The following is a 22,718-nucleotide window of genomic DNA, read 5'->3' on the forward strand; positions in this document are numbered from 1 at the left end:
GGACGAAGCCAGCTCAGTCATTTTCGAAAAAAGGTAAGGACAGGCGTGCATCACTTCACGTGAAGTGACGTATTGGGAAAACACTCTGACGGAATTAGTCGACGACAGCACGGAACTCGCAGGATTAATTGTCGCCTTTATCCCAGCGAAAACTGCTTAATCCATTTAGTTCTCTGACGAAAACCTGATCCTTGTCAACCGCGACGTGGGCCCAGCATTGTTCGTCGCTGATCCTTCGCTCTTCAGCCAGCTCGAACTCTTGCGGGTTTGCTTTAATCAAGAGCAGTACGCCACGTTCGTCGAGTGCCAGGATTTGGTCGCCCTGTGCGATCAGGCTGCAGTATTTGCCGAATGGCTGCGATGTCCATTCGCGCTCGCCGCTCCGCAAGTTAAAGCAGGTGAAACGCTGGTTTTGCAGATGCAGGTAGACATGGTCGCCGATCACCACGGGGCTCGACATATAACCCGCAACATTGCTGCTCCACGCCTCGGTCACGTCAAATTTGTCGTCGGCCGAATTGATGTTGAACAGCCATGATTTATTTCGATAGGAACTGGTAAAGAACGAGTCGCCAAATTGCTGAGGCGTGAGGATGTTCATCCCGCGATAACTCGGCACGTTTTGCTCCCAGAGCACTTTACCGTTATCCGGGTTGACGCCCGCCAGCTTTTGACGCGTCTGCACGATCAACTGACGTTTGCCGCCGATCGTGCCGAAGGTCGGCGAAGAAAAGGCACTGTCGTATCGTCCCTCGCGATCTTCAAGTGTTTTCCAGACGATGTCACCGGTTGCCTTATCGACCTTAAGGAATGCGGCGCCGGCTTGAACGTAGAGGAATTGACCGTCGAGTAGAGGCGAACTTGCGAAACCGAAGGCGGGCAGGGGGGCGTCGAGCCGCTTCACGAAGTCTGCCTGCCATTGAATCTCGCCGGTCTTCGCGTCGAGTGAGACGAGTACGTCTCGCATTCCCGCCACAAACAAGCTGTTTCCGTCAAACGCGGGTGTCGCTCGAATCCAACTCCCATTCGCCGCGGCGAAGAACGGGACCGTCATCGCGCCGGGCCATTGTGTGCGCCACAATTGCTCTCCGGACTTTCGGTCGAACGCATAGGCCACTTCATTTTCCCTGTTCTCCGTCGCGGTCGTAAAGACCGTCGTTCTTGAGAGCACCGGCCCGGAGTAGCTCGGCGGCAACTCTTTGCGCCACACCGGGGCGAGCGTGTCCTCTCCCAGCGATTGCGGCCATTTATTGCCCGCCACGATTCCGTCACGATTGGACCCGCGCCATTGATTCCAGGTCGGTTTCTCTTCAGCACATGCCGAGGTCATCGACAGGGCGATTCCCAAGGCGACCGATAAAAAGTATTGAGGTTGATTTTTCATGACAATCACCGACATGTTCGGTTAGGAGGAGGAATTATTCGCATTGAGTGCGTGCCCGAGTCAGTCAATGGTTCTACTCGACCGGGCCGAAATGGCAATAGCGGCGCTTCCCGCGACAATACTTGTTGGGTGACATCGAATCCGAAGGGTGAGGCGGTCGCCGGGAACCGAGCGTCCATTGAGATTACCAGCGCTCCGAATCGCGCATCAGTCGAATCGCGCGGTTTAATCGCTCACACAGGAGACGGTCTTACTCAGGCTCCACTTCTTAGCGAAAGTGGATACCGAGTCGCTTCAGCGGCTCTTGATTAATTTTCGAATTCCCGCTTGAGCTGTGCAAAGTCGTCCTCGAGGTCGGGCATCGCACCTTCGCTCGACGCCACGAGACCGCCGATTCGATTCGCAAATCGTCCGACCTTCTCAAGCGGCCAGTCGTGCAGCAAACCGTAGACGAGTCCTGCGGTGAAAGAGTCACCGGCTCCGACCGTATCAGCGACTTCGACCTGCTTGCTCGGTGCGCGGTGAATCTCGTCGCCGCGTGAGAGCAGGCAGCCTTCGCTTCCGAGCGTGATCGCGACGATCGCGTTCTGCGATTCGGCGAACGCTTTCGCGAAGGGTTCGATTTCGCGTTCCGCCATTCCGAGCATCTCGGCGACGTCCGGCACTTCGTCCTCGTTTAATTTCAGGACATTGCAGAGCGTTGCCGAGGGCCGCATGACATCTGCCGAATTGTGCGGTGGGCGGAGATTGACATCGAACACCTTCAGGCAATTTTCGCTCCCCGCGTCGAGGCAGCGCTGGATCGTTTTTCGCGATTGCTCAGTGCGTTGAGCCAGCGAGCCGAAGCAGATCGCGTCCGCTTCTCGCATCAGTGCCAGCACGTCATCAGTCGCGTCGATGTAATCCCAGGCGACGTCTTCGTGGATCGAGTAGGCGGGGCCGGTATTAGCGTTGTGGACGGTGACGGTGCCGGTCGGATGAGTCTCATCCTGCTGCACGTATCGGCGTGAGAGGCTTTTGGTTTGAAGGTGATCCAGCAAGCCGTTGCCGCGCTCGTCACTTCCGACTCGGGACACAATCACGCCGCGCAGCCCGAGTTGATTGGCGTGGTAGGCGACGTTCGCCGGCGCGCCGCCGGGGCGTTCTCCGTCTTCGAAGATATCCCACAATAGCTCGCCAAGGCCGACCGCTACAGGTTTAGACCTGTCCATAATCGTGTCCCATAAAGTGATGATGCCCGGTTGAGATTCGGCCAATGCGGACCGACAATCAACCCAACGTTCCTACAACATGGGGGATACCGGGATGCACCCGACACTGATCTATATGACCGCCGGGAGTCGCGATGAAGCTCTGCGCATCGGACGGACGCTGGTCGAAGAGCGACTGCTGGCATGCGCGAATGTCTTCGACGGAGTCACGAGCGTCTTTCGCTGGGAGGGCGAAGTTCAACACGAGGGCGAAGCGGTGCTGATCGGAAAGTCGACCGAGGAGTTGGTCGAGCCGCTAACGGCTCGCGTGAGAAAACTGCATAGTTACGATTGCCCTTGCGTGGTCGCTGTACCGATCCAAGGGGGCAATGCGGCGTTTCTTGAATGGGTTTCGAAAGAGACCGAAATTTGATGGCCGTCAGATTTTGTCGAGTGCTCTGAGATCTTCTTCGGCGATCGGGCGGAACTCCGTCACCGCATCGAGCAGTTCTACCGGCTCATTGGCAACGAAGTAGAGACCGCGATAACGTCGTTTAATAAATCCCGATCGAAATTGATTGTTTAAGAATTCCAGCATCGGATCGTAAAAGCCTGCGGTATTGAGAATTCCGATCGGCTTGTGATGGATGCGAAGCTGCGCCCAAGTGATCGTTTCGAATAGTTCTTCGAGCGTGCCAAAGCCTCCGGGCAGCGTAATGAAAGCGTCGGACAGTTCCGCCATCATCGCCTTACGCTGGTGCATGTCATGCACGATCCGCATATCCTCGACGCCGGGGTGCTTAATTTCTTCCTGCGAAAGAAATTCGGGAATGATCCCGATGACATGTCCCCCGGCCTCCAGACAGGCATCCGCGACGGCCCCCATCATGCCGACGCTCCCCCCGCCGAAGACCAGCGTGATGTCCCGCTCGGCGAGCAACCCACCGACGGTCTTGGCGGCTTCAATATATCGCGGGTCGTCGCCGGGGCGGGAGCCGCAGTAGACGCAGATGGACTTCATGCGAAACCGCTCTTCTTCGCTTTATCGAACCAGTCTCTTTTCGTAGCCAAAGCCGCCAAGAAGAGTGATCGGTCTGGGGAATAGTCCCCGCGATTGAATCGCTCGATCGCTGCTTCAATACTTCCAATCATCTCGAAAGTGCTTTTCCGATCCAATCTTGCATTTCGATCGTAGTCGGCTATGTGGCGGCGATCTTGGCTCTCGACGAATATATGACTGATCTCTCGAATCGCATCCCCAATGTGTGGCCGAGTACGTTGGCTCTTAGGTCGGTTTCGAAATATCTCACAGACTCGTCGCATATCCGAATGTTGGTAACCTCGCGCAAAATAGTTTCGATATTCCCGTCTGTCGGGTTGGCTGCCTATTAAACCCCGACAAGACTCTTCAATGAGGAAATGAAATAAAGCACAATACGCCGCCGATTCCGCTCTACGAAGGTTTGCAGACTTCGGCCGACGTACATCGCACGAGGCAAGAGTATTTGCTTGTTCAAGTAAGTCGTGGTGAAGGCTCATTCGTCTTCAAGCGGTTGATCTTCTTCTCGATCGGAATAGAAAATCACATGAACTGAACCAGGCCAACCTTCGTCGTAGCAAAGATCGACTAGTTGCATTCGCAAATGGTTCGTGTCACTGCCTCTGTTCCTGATGTCGACGCCTTCCGGGATAAGATATCGGATTTTAAGGAGATCATCGTGCGAGCCATTGTAAATCGCACCGACGATGGCGTCGTTAGGATTTACGAAGAAGTCTGCTGGGACATCAAACCTCTCTTTTCCAATACGATCGACGATCCGCTTATAAGCTTCTTCCATGTGTGCAATCGCGGAAGAATGATTGACCGACATCTGTTCGCTCCTTATCGAACCCCTAATTCCCCATCGCCTCAGCCAGAATCTTACTTGTGCTTTCCCGCATAATCCGCGGGTCGACCATTTCGCCCTGTTGCAGCGTCGCGCGGACCTGCTTGCCGGAGATGAAGACCGGTTTTTCGTCCGGGTGGCGTTCCATCAGGTCGACGCGGCCCATTGATTCATAGTAAGCGGCGAAGCCGACCTTGACCGGCTGAATTTTTAAATCGCCGTTGAGGTTGTCGAAGATTTCGTGTGCATCGAAGTCGCCCCAGATGGCAGTTCCGTCAGCGTAGGGGGCGTCCGCGTGTTTGCGACCAATCACGATGTGCGTGTAGCCGAAATTCTGGCGGTAGATCGCGTGCATCACCGCTTCCGTCGGCCCGCCGTAGAACATTTTAATATCGAGGCCGAGCAGCATCACGCGGTCGGGGACTCCGCCGCCGACTTTCGCCCACAGCTCCGGATCGCTGTCGCCTTCGCCCATCGCACGGTCGGCAATCAACTTTTCATAGGTCTCCATCCGAATCTCGGCCGAGACGTCATCCCCTTTGGTTTCGCCGATGAGCGGGTTGAGAACTGCTCCGGCGTTCTTGCCGTCACGCAACAATTCTTCCAAGCCGTAGACGAGCGCGTACTCGTGAGCGCGGTGCAACGGGTTTCGCGTTTGAAACGCGACGACCGCGTCATAGCCGTTGGCGTCGACAACCGCTCGGGTCTCTAAGGGTGAGAGCACGTACTCCCCGAATGCCGGGTTCTTGGGCTGCGGCAGCGCCTGCAGTTCGCCGCCGAGCAGATGCGTCATGGCCGCATCATTCTTTAGGACCATGTCGGCCCCCGGGTGATCCGTCCGCTCGGTGCCGTAAACCGATTTCAGGTATTTCTCTTTGTCCCACTCAAACACGTCCGAAACGTCGAGCGTGCCGACGATTTCTTCTTCGGAATTGATCAGCGCGACCTTCTCACCCGACTCGATCCGCCCGGCTAGTTCGGCCGTGACCGGCAGTGAAAGCGGGATCGTCCACGCGTAAAGCTCACCGTTCGATTCGATCACCGACTCGTCCAGCACGCGGTTGTAAACTGCCTCTCCCATCGGGCCCGTCAGGGGGCTGAGCGTCCCATCGGCAATGCGATAGACCGTCGAAAGATCCGCCGCCGAAACTGGAACCTTCGTCAGGCCTTCGGCTTCCGACTTGAAGGCGTCGACCTTGTCGTCCGCGACGGTCCGGTTGATCAGTTCAGTCAGTCCGCCGTGCGGGGGGATCAGTGCGGCCACAGGTCATTCCTTTTCGAAAGCGCAAAACCGTGCGAAACAGTTGGTCAATTCCCAGCGCGGGAAGGTAGGCGACCGGGGGCGACGTTGCAAGGAAGGGGGCTGTCGCAGCGGAACCAATCGCTGAAGCAATGCGGCTGAATTCTTTTGACGCACTGCACAGGCATCTGTACCTTTGGATTGCTTTACGAATCGGCAATTCCGACGGAGTGTGTTAGATGGTTCGCCTGGAGATTGCGGCATCGGTCTTGTTCCTGATCGGCGTATTGCCAATCGCCTACGGCGACTCCGATACGCCGAATTCGTTGACCGTCTCCGGACGGGTCGTGCTCCCGGACGGTTCTCCCGCGGTGAGCGCCGAAGTGGACTTTCGACTTGCGTACCGCAAGCCGCTCACCGGGATTGTGTCCGATTCTGACGGCCGGTTCGAATTCGACACCGAGATCCGGCCTGCTGATCTCATACGGCATCGACTCACCGTGACGGCTCGACTACCGGGGTCGACGCCCCTGTGCGGCGACGTCCGTTTCCCGGCAGTCGTGGGTGAGCAGGCTGACGCGGCTCGCGCGACCGAAACGATCCGCAGGCGACTCCGTCAAATTGAAATTAGGCTCGAAGCGGCCAAGGTCGTGGTGCTCAATGTCGTCGACGGGGACGGCGTTCCTTGCCGCGACGCCCACGCCGGGGTGTTTGTGGCGGGAGAGACGGTCAGCCGTTTGACCGATGCGACAGGACGGGCGGAGATTCTGCTGCCGCAGGACGCTGTGGTTCAACAGGCGTTTGCGAAAAAAAGCGGCGTCGGTTTCGACTACCGCATTTTTCTGGACCAGAAGTCTGCACATCTCGGCTCGGTCACGGAGCCCCCGGATCTGTCAGAGCCGATCAATCTGCAATTGACTGCCGGTGAGCCGATCCGAGTTCGATTGACCGAAGTCGATGGTTCTCCGATTAAAGATGCCACCGTCCGCCTGTGGCTGCTCAAGAAGCCGAGCGAGATTGAACATTTTAATTTATCTTACCTGCACGAACTCGCCACCGAGAAGACCGATGTCGGCGGCGTTGCCACATTCGATTGGATTCCCGAGTGGCGCGATCGAAAGGTGCAAAGCCTGACTTTCTGGCCTACGGTGAGTAATGACTACGTCCGAACGCGGGGCGAGTATCTATTCGATTCCGCCGACGGAAATTTAACACTGGCCCTCCCGCGACTGGTTAAAGTTCAGGGACAACTAATCGATCAAGACGGGTCTCCCTACACGGGCGAACCCATGCTCGTTCAGGCGGACGGTGCAGATTACTCATTCGACGGACACCACGGAGGCGCTCTTTCCGATGAAAACGGGCGTTTCGAAGTCGGCCTCGCACCCGACCACATTTACATCATCGGTGCTTACAACGAGAAGTGGGCGACGGTTCCGTTCGACGGGTTGCCGGTCCTCTCAGGACAGCCGGTCCCCGAACTGAAACTTCAACTGACGCCTGCGACGCGAATTCATGGCCGGGTCGTCCGGAAGAAGAACCACGAGTTGCTGAAAGACCAGCAAGTCAATTTGACGCTTTCCGGCAAACGGCTCGACGAGTTGGACGGCGTGAAATTGCCGAACCCGGGTAACGTCAACTACGTCGTCGCGCCACGTCTTCACTGGGGAGTACGAACCGATGGCGACGGTCAGTTCGAATTCTTCGTCGGCCCGGGAGAATACACATTAAGGTCCGGAATCTCCGCGACTCAGACGGTGAAAGTCAACGGGGAAGAAAACGTCCGTTTCGATATTGAAGTCGAGCCGCGCGAGTATTCGTTGCTGAAAGGTCGGGTGCTCGTCGGCGATCAGGACGAGCCTGCTGCCAAGGCCCGCGTCGAGGTCGCATCGATCGACTTCGCCAATCGAACAGAGGCAAAGACGGATGATCAAGGACGATTCGCGATTCAGCGGACGCCCGCAAAGCTTCTTATCTATGCGGAACTGGCCGATAAGAATCTCTATGGTGTCGCTGCTGTCGGCGAAACGGAGTCCGAGGTTGTGATTCGCCTTAGCCCGGCTGCCTCAGCAACCGGAGTCTTGATCGAGACCGACACCAATAGTCCGGCGGCCGATCGCGATTTGATCTACGGTATCGAACTCAGGTCCGATGACGGCCTGATGTCCCATGAATTCGGGGCAAGCGTGAAAACCGATGCAGAAGGCCGATTCCTGCTGAATCACCTGGTTGTCGGCCAGACTTACAAAATTCAGCACACGATCGATAATGTTTATTTGCGGGTCACCACGGTCACGCCGGAATCATCCGAGCAAATCGACCTCGGGACTCTTAAGCTTCCCGAACCGTACCGGCCGCCGACCGAAAAGGAATACTTCACAAGACGTTTTAGCAGCCAGAAGAAGTCGCTTGACCGGATCAAGCAGGCAGCGCGGGATGCCCGGCTGATGAATGCCAATGCCGCGATCTTCATCGGGGACCCGAATGACGAGTCTGCGTTCGAGTTTTATAATACAATTCGAAAGGACGATCGTCTGAAAGAGATGCGGCAGGATTTTCGCTACACCTATCTGGATGTGACTCAAGAAGAAGTCGCAACGATACTTGGCGAATGGAACATCGCTCAGAACGACCCGATGAAGCCTCGTCTTGTGATCGTTAATGGCCTTGGCGAACCTGTGAACGAGGTCGTGCGACCTGAATATCTCGACGAAGGATTCGCCCCGGTCATCGCATTTTTCAAGCGGCATCGGACTCAGGCGAAAGATGCAAGTGTCCTTCTCGGCGAAGCTGTTTCCAAGGCGAAGGCAGAAGACAAACGCATCTTTCTGCACGAATCAGCTACGTGGTGCGGGCCATGTTTATTGCTCTCGCGATTTTATGACAAGCATAAGAAGATTTTCGACAAGCACTTCGTGCACGTTGTTATCGATGATCGATGGAAAGGTTCCGGCGAGGTGATGGACTCACTACGCGAAACCAGACGCGGCATTCCGTGGATCGCAATTCTCGATCAGGATCGCCAGGTCCTCGCGACGTCAGACGGCCCCGACGGCAACATCGGCTTCCCCGCTGGGGACGATGGGGTTCATCACTTCCTCGAGATGCTGCGGCGTTCGGCTCCGGGCATGAGCGAAGCGGATCTGAAAACGATTGAAGACGATTTATCGGGCGAGCCGTAGCGGCGAAATTTCGTGCTCCACGGACCGCTGAGGTGTTCTCATCTCTCAGCGAGGCGTTGCGCGGACTCCGACCAATTCAGCTTGTACCCGGCTTTCGCGCCTCTACCGGAGGCGGCATCAGATCGGGCGGCGCAACCAATTCAGATTGTTTGACGGGAGGGCCGCGTCGGACGTATCCACCGCCGGCGTTCTGCCTGCCGTCGATGTCGAATTGGTTGGCAAGTAGCAGCGTAAGCGATTGTCTTCCTGAACGACTCTTGATAACGACGTTCTTGAGATAATTTCGCTCGCCGCAGTCGCCGACTTCCAGAAACTCTCTGTCCGATTCCCGAACTCCTTCCTGCTCAACTGTAAATTGCCCGTTCCAGAAGATGAAGTCGAACTCGTCCGGGGAGACATCGTACTCAGCGACCAAGTAGTCAAATTCGCCCTCGGTGGCGTCACGAGCGATGACCGGGAAGAAGGCGAAGTTCCGGTCGCGGATGCGAAATGAGTAAAAAAGATAAGAGTAGGTCGCTGTCGATTTGGCAGAATGCTCGACGACCGTTGCCCGCTGGATCGGCCCGGTAAAGTTTGGAAGGAAATCCCGTTGCTGCCGAAAGCCATAGTTGCCATCGCTGACCGACGGGACGACGACGTCGCCGCCCGCCGGCGCGATAAAGACGAACGTACGCTCTCGTCGCCCGAACTGGTCTTTCCCGTTGAGTTCCCAGATTCCGTGCAATCTCCGGTCGAGAGACGTCTCGTTGAGATCGGTAGGAAGTTGATCAAAGAACTTCGGCATGCCGAACATATTAATGTCCGCCAGCCATGTGAGAGCGACCAAGGCGCACTTGAGCAATGATTCAGAAGCCATCCCTGTTCCTTCCGCTTGCCGTCCTTAATCCAAACTCATCGTCACCGTCTTGCTTTCGATATAATTCGACAGCGCCGCTTCGCCGAGTTCCCGGCCGAGGCCGCTTTGTTTGAAGCCGCCGAAGGGGGCGGCGGCGTCGAAGACGTCGTAGCAGTTGACCCACACGGTGCCGGCTTTAAGAGTGGCTGCGGCTTTATGGGCCTTGGCGACGTCTCGCGTGAAGACCGATGCGGCGAGGCCGTATTCTGTGGTGTTGCCGCGCTTAACGACTTCATCGATGTCGCTGAACTTCATGATTTGCATCACCGGGCCGAAGATTTCCTCGCGGGCGATTTTCATATCGTCTTTGACATCGGTGAAGACCGTCGGTTGGATATAATAGCCGCGATCTCCCTGACGCCCGCCACCGGTGAGACAAGTCGCACCTTCGCTCTTGCCCGACTCGATATAGCCCAGAATCTTATCGAACTGCGTCTTATCGATCTGCGGCCCCTGCTCGGTCGAAGGGTCGAACGGATCGCCGACTTTGCGTTCCTTCGACATGCCGACGAGTTTGTCGACCATTTGATCGTGGATGTCGTCTTCGACGAAAATCCGCGAGCATGCCACGCAGCACTGCCCTTGATTTAAATAGAGTCCGATGAAGGCCCCTTGCGCGGCCTGCTCTAAATCAGCGTCGGCAAAAATTAAGTTCGGGCTCTTGCCACCCAATTCGAGCGTGACCCGTTTTAAGGATTGCGCCGCGTTCTTCATGATCATTTTTCCGACTTCCGTCGAGCCGGTGAACGCGACCTTATCGATCAGTGGGTTGTCGACGACCGCGGCGCCGGCGGTCGGGCCGTAACCTGGGACGATATTAATGACGCCATCGGGAAATCCCGCTTCCTGCGCGAGGTCGGCCATTCTTAAACAGGTCAGCGGCGTTTGCTCGGCCGGCTTCATCACGATGGTGCAGCCCGCGGCCAGTGCGGGGCCCCACTTCCAAGCGGCCATCAGCATCGGGAAGTTCCACGGAATGATCTGCCCGGCGACGCCGACCGGCTCGCTCCGCGTGTAGCACATGTAGTTGCCGCGGATCGGGATCGTTTTGCCTTCGATCTTGTCGGCCCAGCCGGCGTAATAGCGGAGGCAGTCGATCACGAGCGGCAGATCGGCGTTGCGGCTGTCGCTGATCGGCTTGCCGTTGTCGAGCGTTTCGAGCGCCGCCAGTTCGTCGAAGTTGTCTTCGAACAGGTCGGCGAGCTTGTACATCAGCCGCCCGCGATCGCGGGCATCCATCTTCGACCACGGGCCGCTGTCGAAGGCCTTGCGAGCCGCTTTAGCCGCCCGATCGATGTCCTCGGCATCCCCCGCGGCGACATTCGCGATGATCTCTTCGGTCGCGGGGTTCATCGTTTCAAACGTCTCCCCGCTCGCGGCGTCGACCCATTCCCCGCCAATGAAACACTGGGTTTGCTTGATCTCCGGCGCGGTTTGCTTCGGTGCTTCGGCGATAGACATGGCGGCTCCTTGCGGGCGAAGGGATTGGATGATTCGGCAACCATTGATGCTATCCCGGCGAACCAACTTCCTCAACGGGCGTCGTTACTTCCATGACATCTGCGAGCGTCGGTATAAACTGACGGCGGTCACTCGCTCCCTTTCCTCACTCCCGGCTCATCAATATGCCCCTGCTCGGCGTCAACATCGATCACGTCGCCACGATCCGGCAGGCCCGCCGGACTGTTGAGCCCGATCCCGTATGGGCCGCAGCATTGGCGGAGCTCGCCGGGGCGGACGGCATCACGGTGCATCTTCGGGAAGACCGTCGGCACATTCAGGACCGCGACGTCCGAGTCCTTCGCGAAACGCTGCAGGTTCCGATGAATCTGGAGATGGCTTGCGAAGATTCGATTACCGACATCGCCTGCGAGGTCAAACCGGCCAAGGCGTGTCTCGTGCCGGAGAAGCGAGAGGAAGTCACGACCGAAGGCGGGCTCGACGTGCTCGGAAACATCGATCGCGTCCGTCACTGTGTCGAGCGACTGCACGAGGCCCAGATCGAAGTCAGTTTGTTCATTGACCCTGATGAGCAACAAATCGACGCCGCTAAAGAGCTCGGTGTCGCCGCGGTGGAACTCCATACCGGCACCTACGCCGAAGCGAACGAGGGATCACTTCGCGACCATGAATTGCATGTCCTCACCAAAGCCGGCAAGCACGCCCGGCAATGCGATCTGCTCCTGAATGCCGGTCATGGATTGACTTATCGCAACGTTGGCCCAGTGGCCCGCATACCGGAAATGCACGAACTTAACATCGGGCACAGTATCGTCAGCCGGGCGGTTCTGGTCGGGATGGAACGCGCCGTGCGGGAGATGAAGGAACTGGTCATGGTCGATTAGCGATCAACAGTCGGCTGAGCAGATTCAGCCGAGCAGCTTCAGTGCAATCGGCCGTCGCAAGAGCCGGAACCGCGATCATGATTGAACCGGCGGTGATGTTCAGCGATGATAATCTGCACAAGATTTCCGGTGACCGACGTCAGACTTCACTCGGCGAGCAACATGGCCTTCGTGGACCGTGATTGTCACAAAAAATTATCGAACTGCAGATCGCCTTGGGTGCTTCTGTGGCCCGCGCTATTGGCGTTGCTGTCTGTTTGCCACGCCGGCGACCCGGTCCATTTCGCACCGGGGCAACGCAATCAGTTGTCGGACCGTGAGGTCGAACTTGAACTAATTCTGAAGGAAGAATTGTCTGATGTCCGCGACGCTCGCTGGGCGTTCGAGGTAGACGGCACGGTCGTCCGGACAGGACGGTTCCGGTTTGAAGAGACGGTGAAAGAAGAGGGGCGCCCGACTCTTTCGGTGCAACTTCCGAAGGTCGAAGCGGGGCTGGTCGTCGATGCGACGCTGATCGTCTCTTACGCGGATTCAGCGGGATCGCACTCGTTCTCCCAACGTCTCAATGTCGTGGGGCCGGACGTGCTGTCGGGGCTTCGCGGCAAATTATCCGACGTGGGAGTCGCCGTTTACGATGACCTCGGTCAATCGCACGATGTGCTTGACGCTGAGGAACTCGAATATCGGAAGCTGCATTCGCTGTCGGGTGTCGGCGAGATCGAAGAGGGAATTCTGATCTTCGGCGAAAGGACCGAGTTCGCTTATCGTCAAAGTTTGAGTGAGGCCGCGATTGCTGCGACTCGAGCGGGAAAGCAGGTGCTGGTATTGCGGCCCTCGAGCGACGGTTTCCCATTAAGTTCGCTCATTAGAGAGACAGATGCCGACGAGCCCGTTCGACGTCATTTCAAGCAGGTCACTTTGGGGACGATATCCAATTTGCCGAGCAAGAAGGATTCGCTCGATGTCGCGTATTGGTCGCGAAACGACGGCAACCCTGGCTTTAATTTAGCCCTCATAAGGCGACGATTGATTGCGGTGCCGGACAACGAGGCCGACTGGCAAATATTGTCCGTTACTGGAAACGGGAAAAAGGGCGGGCATCTGATGCTGGTCGGTGTCCCGATCGTCGAGTCATGGGGCGATGCCTCGCCTCGATTATTGCTGCGTCGGCTGTTCGAAACCGCGCTCACTCAAATAAAGTTGCGTCGTGATGGCCGTTCGGAAAAAGTCGCGTTACGAAAAAACTCAGCTACCGGTTCGCCGGATGAGCCTGATCCCCACCGAGAAGATTAACCCTACCAAACTTAAAAGAGGATTTATCGCCGTGCTCCTAACAAGAACTCATACCGCTCAGTCAATGTTGGCAGCCGCAATGCTCTGCTTGTTCGCCGGTTATAGCAGCGCCGATGATTCGGCGGTCCGGACCGCGGTCCTCGGTTTTTCGGAACGAGGCGAAGACATCGCCGGCCACGGGGCGAAGCTCACCGATTTGTTATTCGCTGAACTCATACTCGTTCCGCAGGTGGAGTTGGTCGAACGTCAGGACCTCGCCAAAGCCGCCGACGAACTCGAGCTCAATCTTACCGGTATGGTCGCAACCGATAAGGCGGTGAAGATCGGACAGTTGAGCGGTGCAAAATTACTGGTGACCGGCTCGATCGTGCAGGTCGATGCCAAACTCGTTCTCGTCGCCAAATTGATCGGCACGGAAACGTCCCGCGTCTCGGGCGCCTCAGTTCGGGGACGACTGAGCGATGATTTCACCGAGCTCGCGGCGAAACTCGGTTCGGAGATCGGACGCGTGCTGGAGAAGGATTTGGCGAAGCTGGTCCCCAATGCGAAAGCTGAAAAAGATGTCGTCGCGGAACTGCAACGGGCGCTCAAAGGAAAGCCGCGGCCAACATTATTTATTGAGATCGCTGAGGAGCATGTCGGTCAGCGGACGGTCGACCCGGCCGCCCAAACCGAACTGACCCGCATCTGCGATGCACTTGGTTTCGAAGTCCTCGATCCCGAGACGGCCGACCGCTCCGAAGCCGATGTCGTGATCACCGGCGAGGCATTTTCAGAGTTTGCGGTACGCCGAGGAAATCTTGTGTCCGTCAAAGCCCGCGTCGAGGTCAAAGCGGTCGAGCGGGCGACCGGCAAGATTCTCGCTTCGGACCGCGAAAATAAAACGGTCGTTGATCTGGCCGAGCATATTGCCGGTAAGAAGGCGCTGGAACAGGCAGCGACCGAATTGGCTCGCCGCGTACTTCCCAAAGCCGTCGGCGCCAAGGATTGAACTCGTGCGTTTGACCGAACGAGTTAAAGCTTCATCGATGCCGGCCTCTCGGTCGGTGTCGCAGGCTTAGGACGGCTGACCGATCGTCAACTGACGGTCGGCATCCATTCGGATCGATACTCGCAGCCCCATAAGTCGCGGGCTGCGTCTGCATCTTGGAGATGACCAGTCTTCGAATCGATCTCAATCGGCGTCCCAGTGCGGTGCGCGATGTTCGCGAGATGGCAAAACAGGGCGCTGCGGTGTCCGTCACTGATCCCGCATTGCGGCGTTGCGTCACCCCTGATGCAGTCGAGAAAATTGCTCAAATGCGCGGTATCGCCCCGGTCGGCCTGATGCTCTTCGATTAATTTTCGATCGGGCCCGAACGCCTGGTAGCCCGCATCATTGACGACCAGCGTGCCGTCGGTACCGCGAAATTCGATTCCGACTTGTCCCTCCGGTTTGAGCGACGAACTCCAACTGATGCCCTCCCAAGTGATCATTTTCTCGCCGCACTGATAGTTCGCGACCATCGTATCGGGCGTTTGCTGGTCATCATCAAAACGAAGCTTTGAACCGGTGACGTTGACCTGCTCAGGAAAATCAATGTCCATCGCCCAGCGGCAGATGTCGAGCATGTGGACGCCGTTGTTGCCAATCTCGCCGTTGCCCCAGTGCCAGAAATTGTGCCAGTTGTAGTGCAAGATGTTCGGCCGATAAGGCTGAGCCGTCGCCGGTCCCTGCCAGATGTCGTAGTCGAGCCACGCCGGCGGACTTTCCGGAGTAGCCCGGCCGATCGAGGGACGCCGCCGGTAGTAATAAGACTTCGCGAACAGAATATCTCCGATGACGCCCTCGCGAATTCTCCGCACGACTTGCTGGTATAGGGCTCCGCTGCGTCGCTGCATTCCGACCTGGACCGCCTTTCCACTGTCCTTTGCGGCCGAGATCATCAGCTCGCCTTCTTCGGCCGTGTGACTGCAGGGCTTTTCGACATAAACATTCTTCCCCGCCTGGCACGCCGTGATGGTCGCTGCGGCGTGCCAGTGGTTCGGCGCGGCGCAAAGCAAGCCATCGATCGCGGGATCGTCCAGCGCCTCGCGATAATCTCGCACTCCCGTTGGACGGCGGTTCCCTTCATGTTCGGAGATGGCCTCGATACCGCGTTCGATTTGCCGTTCATCGGGATCGCAGACGTAAGCGATTTCGATGTTGGGCAGCTCTCGCAGCAGTGCCGCCAATTGAAGACCGCGGGTGCGGATGCCCATCAGAGCCAGAACGACTTTCTCGCCCGCATCACGCGACTCGGCTTGAGCAGGTCTTGGTCGAGCGATCCCGCTCATCGCGACCGCTGCGGCAGAGCCGGCTAGGAATCGGCGGCGATCGAAGCCTTGACGGAAGAGGTCATCAGTCACAAGGCGATTCCTTTAAAAAGACCATGTCGCGCGGAAAGCGAAACGTTTCACTCAGACTAGATGATTATCAGACTTCGGCAACGGAAATGCGATGGGGGAGCGTGTTAGACGCAGATTTTGCTCTTCGCGAGGCGCACCAGCGTTACGCAAGAATCTATCATGTATCAATCACAGACTCGCAGTTGAGAGAAAGCTGAGAGAAAGTTGATCGTTACAGGAGTCGCTCTGTCGGTGACCATCGGCAACCAAGACCCTCTAGTAGCGGTTTCAAATCGCCCGGCATACAAGCCCGAGGCGCAAGCCGTCGGGAAAATCGCTAGTTGATCGACCATCGGCTTGCGCCTCGGGCTGGTATAGCAATCACTTCTCATTTGTTAGTACCAATCGATGAAGTTATTGCGTTCGACATCGGACGATTGAGTGAGTTATTCAGTCAGCCCGTCGAGCAGCTCCCAAATGCTTTTTCCGCGCCGTCATGCCAATGGCAGGAAGAAATCCTTTCAAAATCAATGACTTGGCACCCCTTGGCAACTGTTTCCGCGAAAGTCGAATTTAAAGAACGAATAATGATCAATTGATGTCCAGCAGTGTCTCTGGACCGACTCGCAGTAAAAAGTCAGTCTCTTCGCGACTTAAACCTATTGATAGTAAGTTCTCTTCCATTCGCCGCATCGTAGTTGCCGACCCGACAAAGTGTGTCTGGTCGGCGGACCACGGAATCAGGTCGTCACCGACCTCAATGGTTTGTCCACCGAGTGTATAGCGCCCCGGCCCTAACCCTGCGGCCGAAATGGCGTCTGAGACGACAATGCAATTTTCTATTCCGGCCAAATCTAGATAGTTCTTCAAGGCAAAGAGCGGCACGTGGGCTCCGTCTGCTATAAAGCTGATCTTAATCTGATCTGAAAGCGACAGGACGCGTTGCACGATATTGTCATGCCGAGGAAGTTCGGCCGGGCATCCGTTCCCAAGGTGAGTAAACATCGAAAGACCGGCATCGATCGCCCCACGAAGTTCATCGAGTGTGGCGTTACTATGTCCGGCGGCAACGGCGATCCCTTGCTCAGAAAGCCAGCGGGTCGTTTTGAATCCGGCGTCGCATTCCGGCGCGAGGGTAACGATTTTTGTAAGTCCGCCCGCGGCCTCCAAGAGCTGCTGCATCACCCCGCAATCGGCCGGTCGGGCGGCCGATTGCGGATGAGCGCCGATGTATCCGGGATTGCGGTTTAAGAACGGACCTTCGATGTGAACGCCTGCAATCGTTTGCTTGGCATTTTCACTAATCAAGCGACCGGCGACGATTGCCGAAAGCCGATCACACATCGTGTCGACGTCATCGGTGATGATCGTGGCGAGAATCGATTCGACGCCATCACGTCTTAATGCAACGCACGCTTCGTGAAGGCGTTCGGCAGTCAGCCCGTCGGAATTAAAGTCTACCCCGGCATATCCATTCACCTGCAGGTCGACGTAGCCCGATTGCTCTTTCATTATTGGTCCGTCGTCATCTGGGGGTTGAGATCGCTTGCGGCTGCGTGATCAAGCATCAGATGCATGTTCGCGTGAGTTTGCAGAATCGACGCCGGCACATTGGGCGATACCGGACCCTCGACGCTGTTGCGGACTGCTGCGGCTTTTCGCGAGTCAGGCACGCTGCACACAATTAAATGAGACCTTAATATTTGCTGAACCGACATGCTGATCGCCCGGGTCGGCACTTCATCGAGGGACTCAAACCAGCCTTCCCCAAGTTGTTGTCTTCGGCAGGCGTCGTCCAGATTAACGATGATGTAAGGCTCCTGCGTATTAAAGTCGGCCGGCGGGTCGTTGAAAGCGATGTGGCCGTTTTCTCCAATCCCGATAAAGGCGACGTCAATCGGATGGGCCTTGATCGCGTCACCAGTTCGCCGCCGTATCTGATCGGCATCGCCGTCGCCCGAGAGGAAATAGAACTCTGCGAGTGTCACTTGATCGACGAATCGCTCTTTCAGGTACCGGCAAAAGGATGCCGGATGTGATGAGGAAAGCCCGAGATATTCGTCGAGATGAAATCCGGTGACCCGCGATCAGTCGATATTGGACTCGGCGACGAGGTGCTCCAAGACCTCAAATTGCGACGAACCGGTCGCAACGAGGATGTTGGCAGAGCCACGGTTTGCGATTGCCGAACGGATCGCTTCAGTACCGAGTCGGGCGGCCGCGGCTCCCATTTCCTCGCGGTTCGGGTATATCGAAAGGTTCATTAACAACTCTTTCTTAACGATCTCAAAAGTGTTAACGACGGTGTCAGATCAAAGAGTAACGGTCAACCAAATCTTCCAAGCGGTGCGGGCCGCAAGCATTGTTGTGACGACGCACGCAATTATAGCGACGGGGATGATCCAACTCGGTCGCTTTGATTTTTCGAGCACGATGCCGAGGTATAAGAGCGTTAACGCGAGGACCGGACCCCCCAAAACGGTTAAGGCCTGTGCAAAAATGATCACGTCGACCTTATTGACGGCCCCGACCTGCATGGCTGAGGCGAACAGAAAACCCGCCAGTAGTGCGGCAACGGTGCATCGTTTTGCCGGGCGCCCATCGATTGAAGGATTCCAGCCGAATCCATCCGCAAGCAGCGTTCCTCCGATCATGGCATTGACCAGAAATGAACTGAAGGCTCCTGCAAAAATACCGACGGAAAACAGCACCGTGGCGAACAGCCCGAACAGCGGTTTTAGTTGAGCAGCGACGTCGGCAGCCGATTTCAGCTCGCTTGCAGCGACCCGGCCGTGCAGCACCGCAGCCGACGTCACCATGATCATTGCCGAGGCCAGCACTAAGACGGCGATACCGATCGCCGAATCAGCCAGTCCGCGCCGCAATTCAGTGGATGTCCAACCTTTCTCCCGCACGAGGTAGGATTGATAAAATGCTCCGGCAATCGAAAAGGTGGTGGCAATCATCCCCTGAGTCGCCCACCACGGATCGATGATCGTCCCCTGTTCGACCGTCGGAAAAAAGTCTCCGGAAATGCCGTCCGGTATTGAGGGGATCAATCCGAATGCGACCTGTGTGATCGAAGGGGCGGCGAAGATGAGATTTATTAAGAAGCCGATGATCATAATTGCGATCAGCAACTTCATTAACTTTTCAATGTGTGAGTACAGGTCGCGAGATAGCATTAAGACCGCAATCACACATGCGTTGAGCAATCCCAGGAGCATTAACACGGAAGCAAAAGAATTTGCACCGAAAAACGGTTCGATTCCCGCCAGGACAGCGGTGTTGTTGCTCGATTGGAAGCAGGCGACAATCAGGAACAGCGTGAGACCAACAATAGCCGCCGCCGGACGACCCAGTCGAGAAGCCAGTTCCCCGCAGAGCGTATTGCTGAACGATTGCCCCAACACGGCCGATGTCGCCGTCGTCGCCGCCATTAATAACCCAGCGGCAGCGAGCATCCACAGGAGTTCGTAACCATATTCGCACCCGACCTTCGAACTGGTGAGTATGCTGCCGGGTCCAAGGACGACCGCGGCCACGATCAGTGCCGGGCCGATCGCGCCAAGCCAAGTTCGCTTCGGGGTATCAGTGTCGGACGGCGGCGAAGAGTTCATCGACCACGATTTGAAAATTGGTGCGGCAACGGAGTGTTTGCTTGAGACCCCCGAGAGCGTACCACAATCGTCGACTCGCGACACGTCGAACGGTGCGGAACAAACCCGACCGCGATGTTCACATAAGAGAAGTCCAAATGGCAATCGGCATTCGGAAGAGTGAGGTGCTCTGCGGTGATTCGGAGAACACGTCAGTGAAGACGATTCAATTCTTTGGATTATCTACTTAGAAAAACATGCGGTGGTCGTCAGTATGATGGCCGGCGCATGCACGAAATTCGAGGTCGCGGGGCTGAGTCGGTCTTTAGAAGCGAGGTTGAAGCCGTTAGGCTAAAAGCACTCCGCATTCGCTCGCCCACTATCGTGATCACACCGTGAAACTATTTATTGCGGAACTGAATTAAGCGCAGGATAGCGGCTATCTCATCTGTTTGTCAGGATGGGTTCTTGTTCAGCGGGTTGGGCTCGGGCTTCAAGGTGATTCGAAGCGAGGGTAGGAAGAATGGCGAGCGACACGCGGCGTGACTCTGCGAAAGTGGGAGTGCGAATGATCGCGCTGGCAGTCGCCATATTTTGGGTCTGCCGGGGTGTGTGTGATCTTGGCGACTACGTCGCCGAGCGTGGAACCGGGGCGTGGAACGTGTCCGGGATTGCCCCGTATCCGGGGGGGAACACTTTCACTCCCTCCATTTACCCGACAACTTATGCTTTTGGGTCGTATGATGGTAGTGGTTGGCTACCGCACAGCGGCAATTATTGGTTTAGCCGCGCGGCCACGTGTGGACTTGGGATTTTGGTTTCCGTTGTTGTCTGGATCGCCGCGCCGCTTCTGGCTCGGCTGATCATAACGGGACAGGCGGACTCCCAGCCGTCACCTTCGGGCTATCGGCCGACCACCGTCGATCTGTTGACGTTGGCGATTGCGTGCGTCGGACTCTGGTTGCTCAAAGAATCGTTGGGCGCGATGATGCTGCAAATTCAATTTAGCATGATTTCCGGCGGCACCCCCATGTGGACTCCGTACTCAACGGGAGTCCTGACCGGCCCGCTGACAACCGGAATGAAACTAACGTTTTCGATCGTTCTGATCTTAACATCCAACCTCTTAGCGCGACTTACGACAAGTGCCTGGGCGGGAATTGCGACCGTTATGAATTTGCAGAGCCATTCAGATTCGCCATGAACCTAAATGAATATATTTTAAGCGTGATTGCATAGAGAAGGGAATCGATCTTATAACGGTTCTCACCGCCGGCCTATTCTTCCTACTTGTGATTAAATTTAAGCAGTCCAATGGCAACCAATGACGAAATCACACCCATCGGCATCGGGACGCTCGCCTACCGCGTCGCTGCTGTTGTGCTCTTCATTATTTGGATCAATTCGGGGGTCGGCAGCCTTTCGCAGTGGATTGTCTATTACGTCGAAGAACGACTTTCTAATTCGTCCGGCCAGGAAGCCGATTTTCTGATTGTCACATCACGGTCCACATTATTTTGGACGGCGAGGGGCCTCGCCGTCGGGATCGGCGGAATCTCCGCGATTATGCTTTGGATCGTCGCACCTTGGATCGCGCGAGTCACCTTGCCGGGGCAAGAAGAGCTATCATTGAAGCTCGTTCGCATCGGGCACTGCGAATTGGTCACGCTCGCGATCGGGTTTGTCGGGCTGTGGCAAATGAAACGAGGTGTCGACGCCCTGATCTACTACCTGCATTACCAATTCGATAGTGGCGGCGGACAGTATCTGATGCCGGATGACGGACTTTGGGGCGTATGGCCGATCGCCCTTCACTTCTTCTTGGCCGTCGGATTTCTGATTGGTGCGCCGGTGTTTGCGAAACTGCTTGTCGGCCTGTGGCGGAAAATCTCAGCGTCGACCGGATTCTGAGAGCTCCCATACGATTTTTCGAAGCATCAAACCATCTGCAAAGTCGCTCGCTTCCCTTCTTTGATATTCCAAGAGTCGATAGAGTCCTCGAAACGAATTTCTCTCGGACCGGAAGCGGAAATGCTGGACCTGAATTTCATCTGCGACAATCGTGAGGCCGTCGAACAGAACTGTCGCGATCGCGGGGTTAAAGCCGACGTCGGCGAGGTCGTTCGCCTGCGGGACGAGCGAAGGGATCTGATCACACGTGAAGAAGAGCTGCGTCGCGAGCAAAAGGAGACCTCGGCCAAGATCCCGAAAGCGACCGCCGATGAGCGCCCGGCTTTGATCGAGCGGGGAAAGTCGATGCGCGGCCAGATTTCGGCGATCGAGGAACAGCGGAAAGAGGTCGAGCGTCAGCTCTACGAAACGCAGGCGTTGATTCCTAATCTGACCCATGCTGACACGCCGATCGGTGGTGAAGACGATGCGAAGGTTTTGCGGACGGTCGGCGATCCGCCTGAATTCGACTTCAAAGCCCTCGACCATGTCGAACTCGCCGAGAAGCACGACCTGATCGACTTCGAGGCAGGAGCCCGCGTGGCCGGCAGCGGCTTTTACTTTTTGAAGAATGAGGCGGCGCTGCTGGAACTGGCACTGATGCAGTACGCCGTGCAGCACGCCGTCAAAGCGGGCTTCACGATTTGCACGACGCCCGACCTCGCCCGCGATGACGTCCTCGCCGGCATCGGCTTCAACCCGCGAGGCGATGAGACGCAAATCTATTCGGTGCAGGGGAGCGATCTGAGCCTCGTGGCGACCGCGGAAATCACGCTTGGCGGGGCCATGCGCGATCAGGTCGTCGACACATCGTCACTGCCAAAGAAGGTGGCCGGCATTTCACACTGTTTTCGTACCGAAGCCGGGGCCCACGGCAAAGCGAGCCGGGGTATTTATCGGGTCCACCAGTTTACGAAGGTCGAACTATTCGCCTTCACGGCGCCTGACCTCGACGTTTCGAATCAGATGCACGCGGAAATCCTCGCCGTTGAGGAGGCGATTTTTCAGGGGCTTGGAATCCCGTATCAGGTGGTCGACATCGCCACCGGCGACCTCGGCGGACCGGCCTATCGTAAGTTCGACATCGAAGCCTGGATGCCGGGACGCGGCGATGCCGGAGAGTACGGGGAAGTGACGAGCGCCTCGAATTGCACCGATTATCAATCGCGCCGGCTCGGTATCCGCTGCAAACAATCCGACAAGAAGGGGACCGAGTTCGTCCACACGCTCAACGGCACCGCCGTGGCGGTCACGCGAGCACTCATTGCCGTGCTGGAGAATAATCAACAGGCCGACGGCACGATCTCAATCCCCGAGGTTCTCCGCCCGTGGGTGGGAAAAGACAGGATCGGCTGAACAAACTCGGCCAATCTTCTTTACGCGACCA

18 protein-coding genes and 1 pseudogene are annotated in these 22,718 nt (G+C 56.7%); 8 read left to right on the top strand and 11 right to left on the bottom strand.

Annotated elements, in window-relative coordinates:
- Positions 1–124 precede the first annotated feature (124 nt).
- Positions 125–1,384: a PQQ-binding-like beta-propeller repeat protein gene (locus Pan189_RS09845; RefSeq protein WP_310821313.1), complete on the bottom strand. Its 1,260-nt coding sequence runs from the start codon at positions 1,382–1,384 to the stop codon at positions 125–127.
- Between the two features lie 308 nt (positions 1,385–1,692).
- Positions 1,693–2,595, bottom strand: coding sequence for a carbohydrate kinase family protein (locus Pan189_RS09850; protein ID WP_145363749.1), 903 nt, complete (start codon positions 2,593–2,595; stop codon positions 1,693–1,695).
- Between the two features lie 94 nt (positions 2,596–2,689).
- On the opposite strand from Pan189_RS09850, the gene cutA reads away from it, so the two are divergent.
- Entirely contained in the window at positions 2,690–3,007 is a 318-nt protein-coding gene (gene cutA / locus Pan189_RS09855; protein WP_145363750.1) for a divalent-cation tolerance protein CutA, read from the top strand.
- 6 nt (positions 3,008–3,013) lie between these two features.
- Here cutA and Pan189_RS09860 read toward each other — a convergent pair whose 3' ends face one another.
- The 3 genes from Pan189_RS09860 to Pan189_RS09870 all read right to left on the bottom strand — a co-directional run bounded on the left by Pan189_RS09860 (position 3,014) and on the right by Pan189_RS09870 (position 5,724).
- Complete coding sequence (locus Pan189_RS09860) at positions 3,014–3,595, bottom strand: LOG family protein (RefSeq protein ID WP_145363751.1); 582 nt, start codon at positions 3,593–3,595, stop codon at positions 3,014–3,016.
- Between the two features lie 514 nt (positions 3,596–4,109).
- Entirely contained in the window at positions 4,110–4,445 is a 336-nt protein-coding gene (locus Pan189_RS09865) for a hypothetical protein (RefSeq protein WP_145363752.1), read from the bottom strand.
- Between the two features lie 22 nt (positions 4,446–4,467).
- Positions 4,468–5,724, bottom strand: a complete 1,257-nt coding sequence (locus Pan189_RS09870) for a sulfate adenylyltransferase (protein ID WP_145363753.1) — start codon at positions 5,722–5,724, stop codon at positions 4,468–4,470.
- A gap of 215 nt (positions 5,725–5,939) precedes the next feature.
- On the opposite strand from Pan189_RS09870, the gene Pan189_RS09875 reads away from it, so the two are divergent.
- On the top strand, positions 5,940–8,882 hold the full coding sequence (locus Pan189_RS09875; protein WP_145363754.1) for a thioredoxin family protein: 2,943 nt from the start codon (positions 5,940–5,942) through the stop codon (positions 8,880–8,882).
- 76 nt (positions 8,883–8,958) lie between these two features.
- Here the strand turns inward: Pan189_RS09875 and Pan189_RS09880 are convergent, their stop codons facing one another.
- Together Pan189_RS09880 and Pan189_RS09885 are read right to left on the bottom strand one after the other, a co-directional pair.
- A complete protein-coding gene (locus Pan189_RS09880; protein ID WP_145363755.1) occupies positions 8,959–9,738 on the bottom strand; it encodes a hypothetical protein in 780 nt (259 codons plus the stop codon).
- A 24-nt stretch (positions 9,739–9,762) separates the two neighbouring features.
- Positions 9,763–11,238, bottom strand: a complete 1,476-nt coding sequence (locus Pan189_RS09885) for an aldehyde dehydrogenase family protein (protein WP_145363756.1) — start codon at positions 11,236–11,238, stop codon at positions 9,763–9,765.
- A gap of 164 nt (positions 11,239–11,402) precedes the next feature.
- Here Pan189_RS09885 and Pan189_RS09890 point away from each other — a divergent pair, with 164 nt between their 5' ends.
- The 3 genes from Pan189_RS09890 (at position 11,403) to Pan189_RS09900 (ending at position 14,406) form a co-directional block, all read left to right on the top strand.
- Complete coding sequence (locus Pan189_RS09890; protein ID WP_145363757.1) at positions 11,403–12,122, top strand: pyridoxine 5'-phosphate synthase; 720 nt, start codon at positions 11,403–11,405, stop codon at positions 12,120–12,122.
- 219 nt (positions 12,123–12,341) lie between these two features.
- Positions 12,342–13,415 carry a hypothetical protein gene (locus Pan189_RS09895; RefSeq protein WP_145363758.1) on the top strand — a complete coding sequence of 358 codons (1,074 nt, stop codon included), beginning with the start codon at positions 12,342–12,344 and terminating at the stop codon, positions 13,413–13,415.
- Positions 13,416–13,446: 31 nt separating this feature from the next.
- Positions 13,447–14,406 carry a CsgG/HfaB family protein gene (locus tag Pan189_RS09900; protein ID WP_310821315.1) on the top strand — a complete coding sequence of 320 codons (960 nt, stop codon included), beginning with the start codon at positions 13,447–13,449 and terminating at the stop codon, positions 14,404–14,406.
- 86 nt (positions 14,407–14,492) lie between these two features.
- Here the strand turns inward: Pan189_RS09900 and Pan189_RS09905 are convergent, their stop codons facing one another.
- The 4 genes and pseudogenes from Pan189_RS09905 to Pan189_RS09920 form a co-directional block, all read right to left on the bottom strand.
- The gene (locus Pan189_RS09905; protein ID WP_145363760.1) at positions 14,493–15,803 is read right to left on the bottom strand and encodes a Gfo/Idh/MocA family protein; all 1,311 of its coding nucleotides are present in this window, start codon (positions 15,801–15,803) and stop codon (positions 14,493–14,495) included.
- 570 nt (positions 15,804–16,373) lie between these two features.
- Positions 16,374–17,294, bottom strand: coding sequence for an N-acetylglucosamine-6-phosphate deacetylase (locus Pan189_RS09910; RefSeq protein ID WP_145363761.1), 921 nt, complete (start codon positions 17,292–17,294; stop codon positions 16,374–16,376).
- Positions 17,294–18,046, bottom strand: a pseudogene (locus Pan189_RS09915) (glucosamine-6-phosphate deaminase). Before Pan189_RS09915 ends, Pan189_RS09910 begins: the two are co-directional and overlap by 1 nt.
- 48 nt (positions 18,047–18,094) lie before the next feature.
- Positions 18,095–19,402 carry an NRAMP family divalent metal transporter gene (locus tag Pan189_RS09920; protein ID WP_145363762.1) on the bottom strand — a complete coding sequence of 436 codons (1,308 nt, stop codon included), beginning with the start codon at positions 19,400–19,402 and terminating at the stop codon, positions 18,095–18,097.
- A 502-nt stretch (positions 19,403–19,904) separates the two neighbouring features.
- Between Pan189_RS09920 and Pan189_RS09925 the strand changes: the two genes are divergently transcribed.
- From Pan189_RS09925 to serS, 3 genes are all read left to right on the top strand, one after another.
- Positions 19,905–20,585 carry a hypothetical protein gene (locus Pan189_RS09925; protein ID WP_145363763.1) on the top strand — a complete coding sequence of 227 codons (681 nt, stop codon included), beginning with the start codon at positions 19,905–19,907 and terminating at the stop codon, positions 20,583–20,585.
- 110 nt (positions 20,586–20,695) lie between these two features.
- Positions 20,696–21,292: a hypothetical protein gene (locus tag Pan189_RS09930; protein WP_145363764.1), complete on the top strand. Its 597-nt coding sequence runs from the start codon at positions 20,696–20,698 to the stop codon at positions 21,290–21,292.
- 120 nt (positions 21,293–21,412) lie between these two features.
- Positions 21,413–22,687 (top strand): serine--tRNA ligase, encoded by a 1,275-nt coding sequence (gene serS / locus Pan189_RS09935; protein ID WP_145363765.1) that lies wholly within the window; start codon positions 21,413–21,415, stop codon positions 22,685–22,687.
- The last annotated feature ends 31 nt before the right edge of the window (positions 22,688–22,718 follow it).

This window comes from Stratiformator vulcanicus (assembly GCF_007744515.1).
In the GTDB taxonomy this organism is placed as follows: Bacteria; Planctomycetota; Planctomycetia; order Planctomycetales; family Planctomycetaceae; genus Stratiformator; species Stratiformator vulcanicus.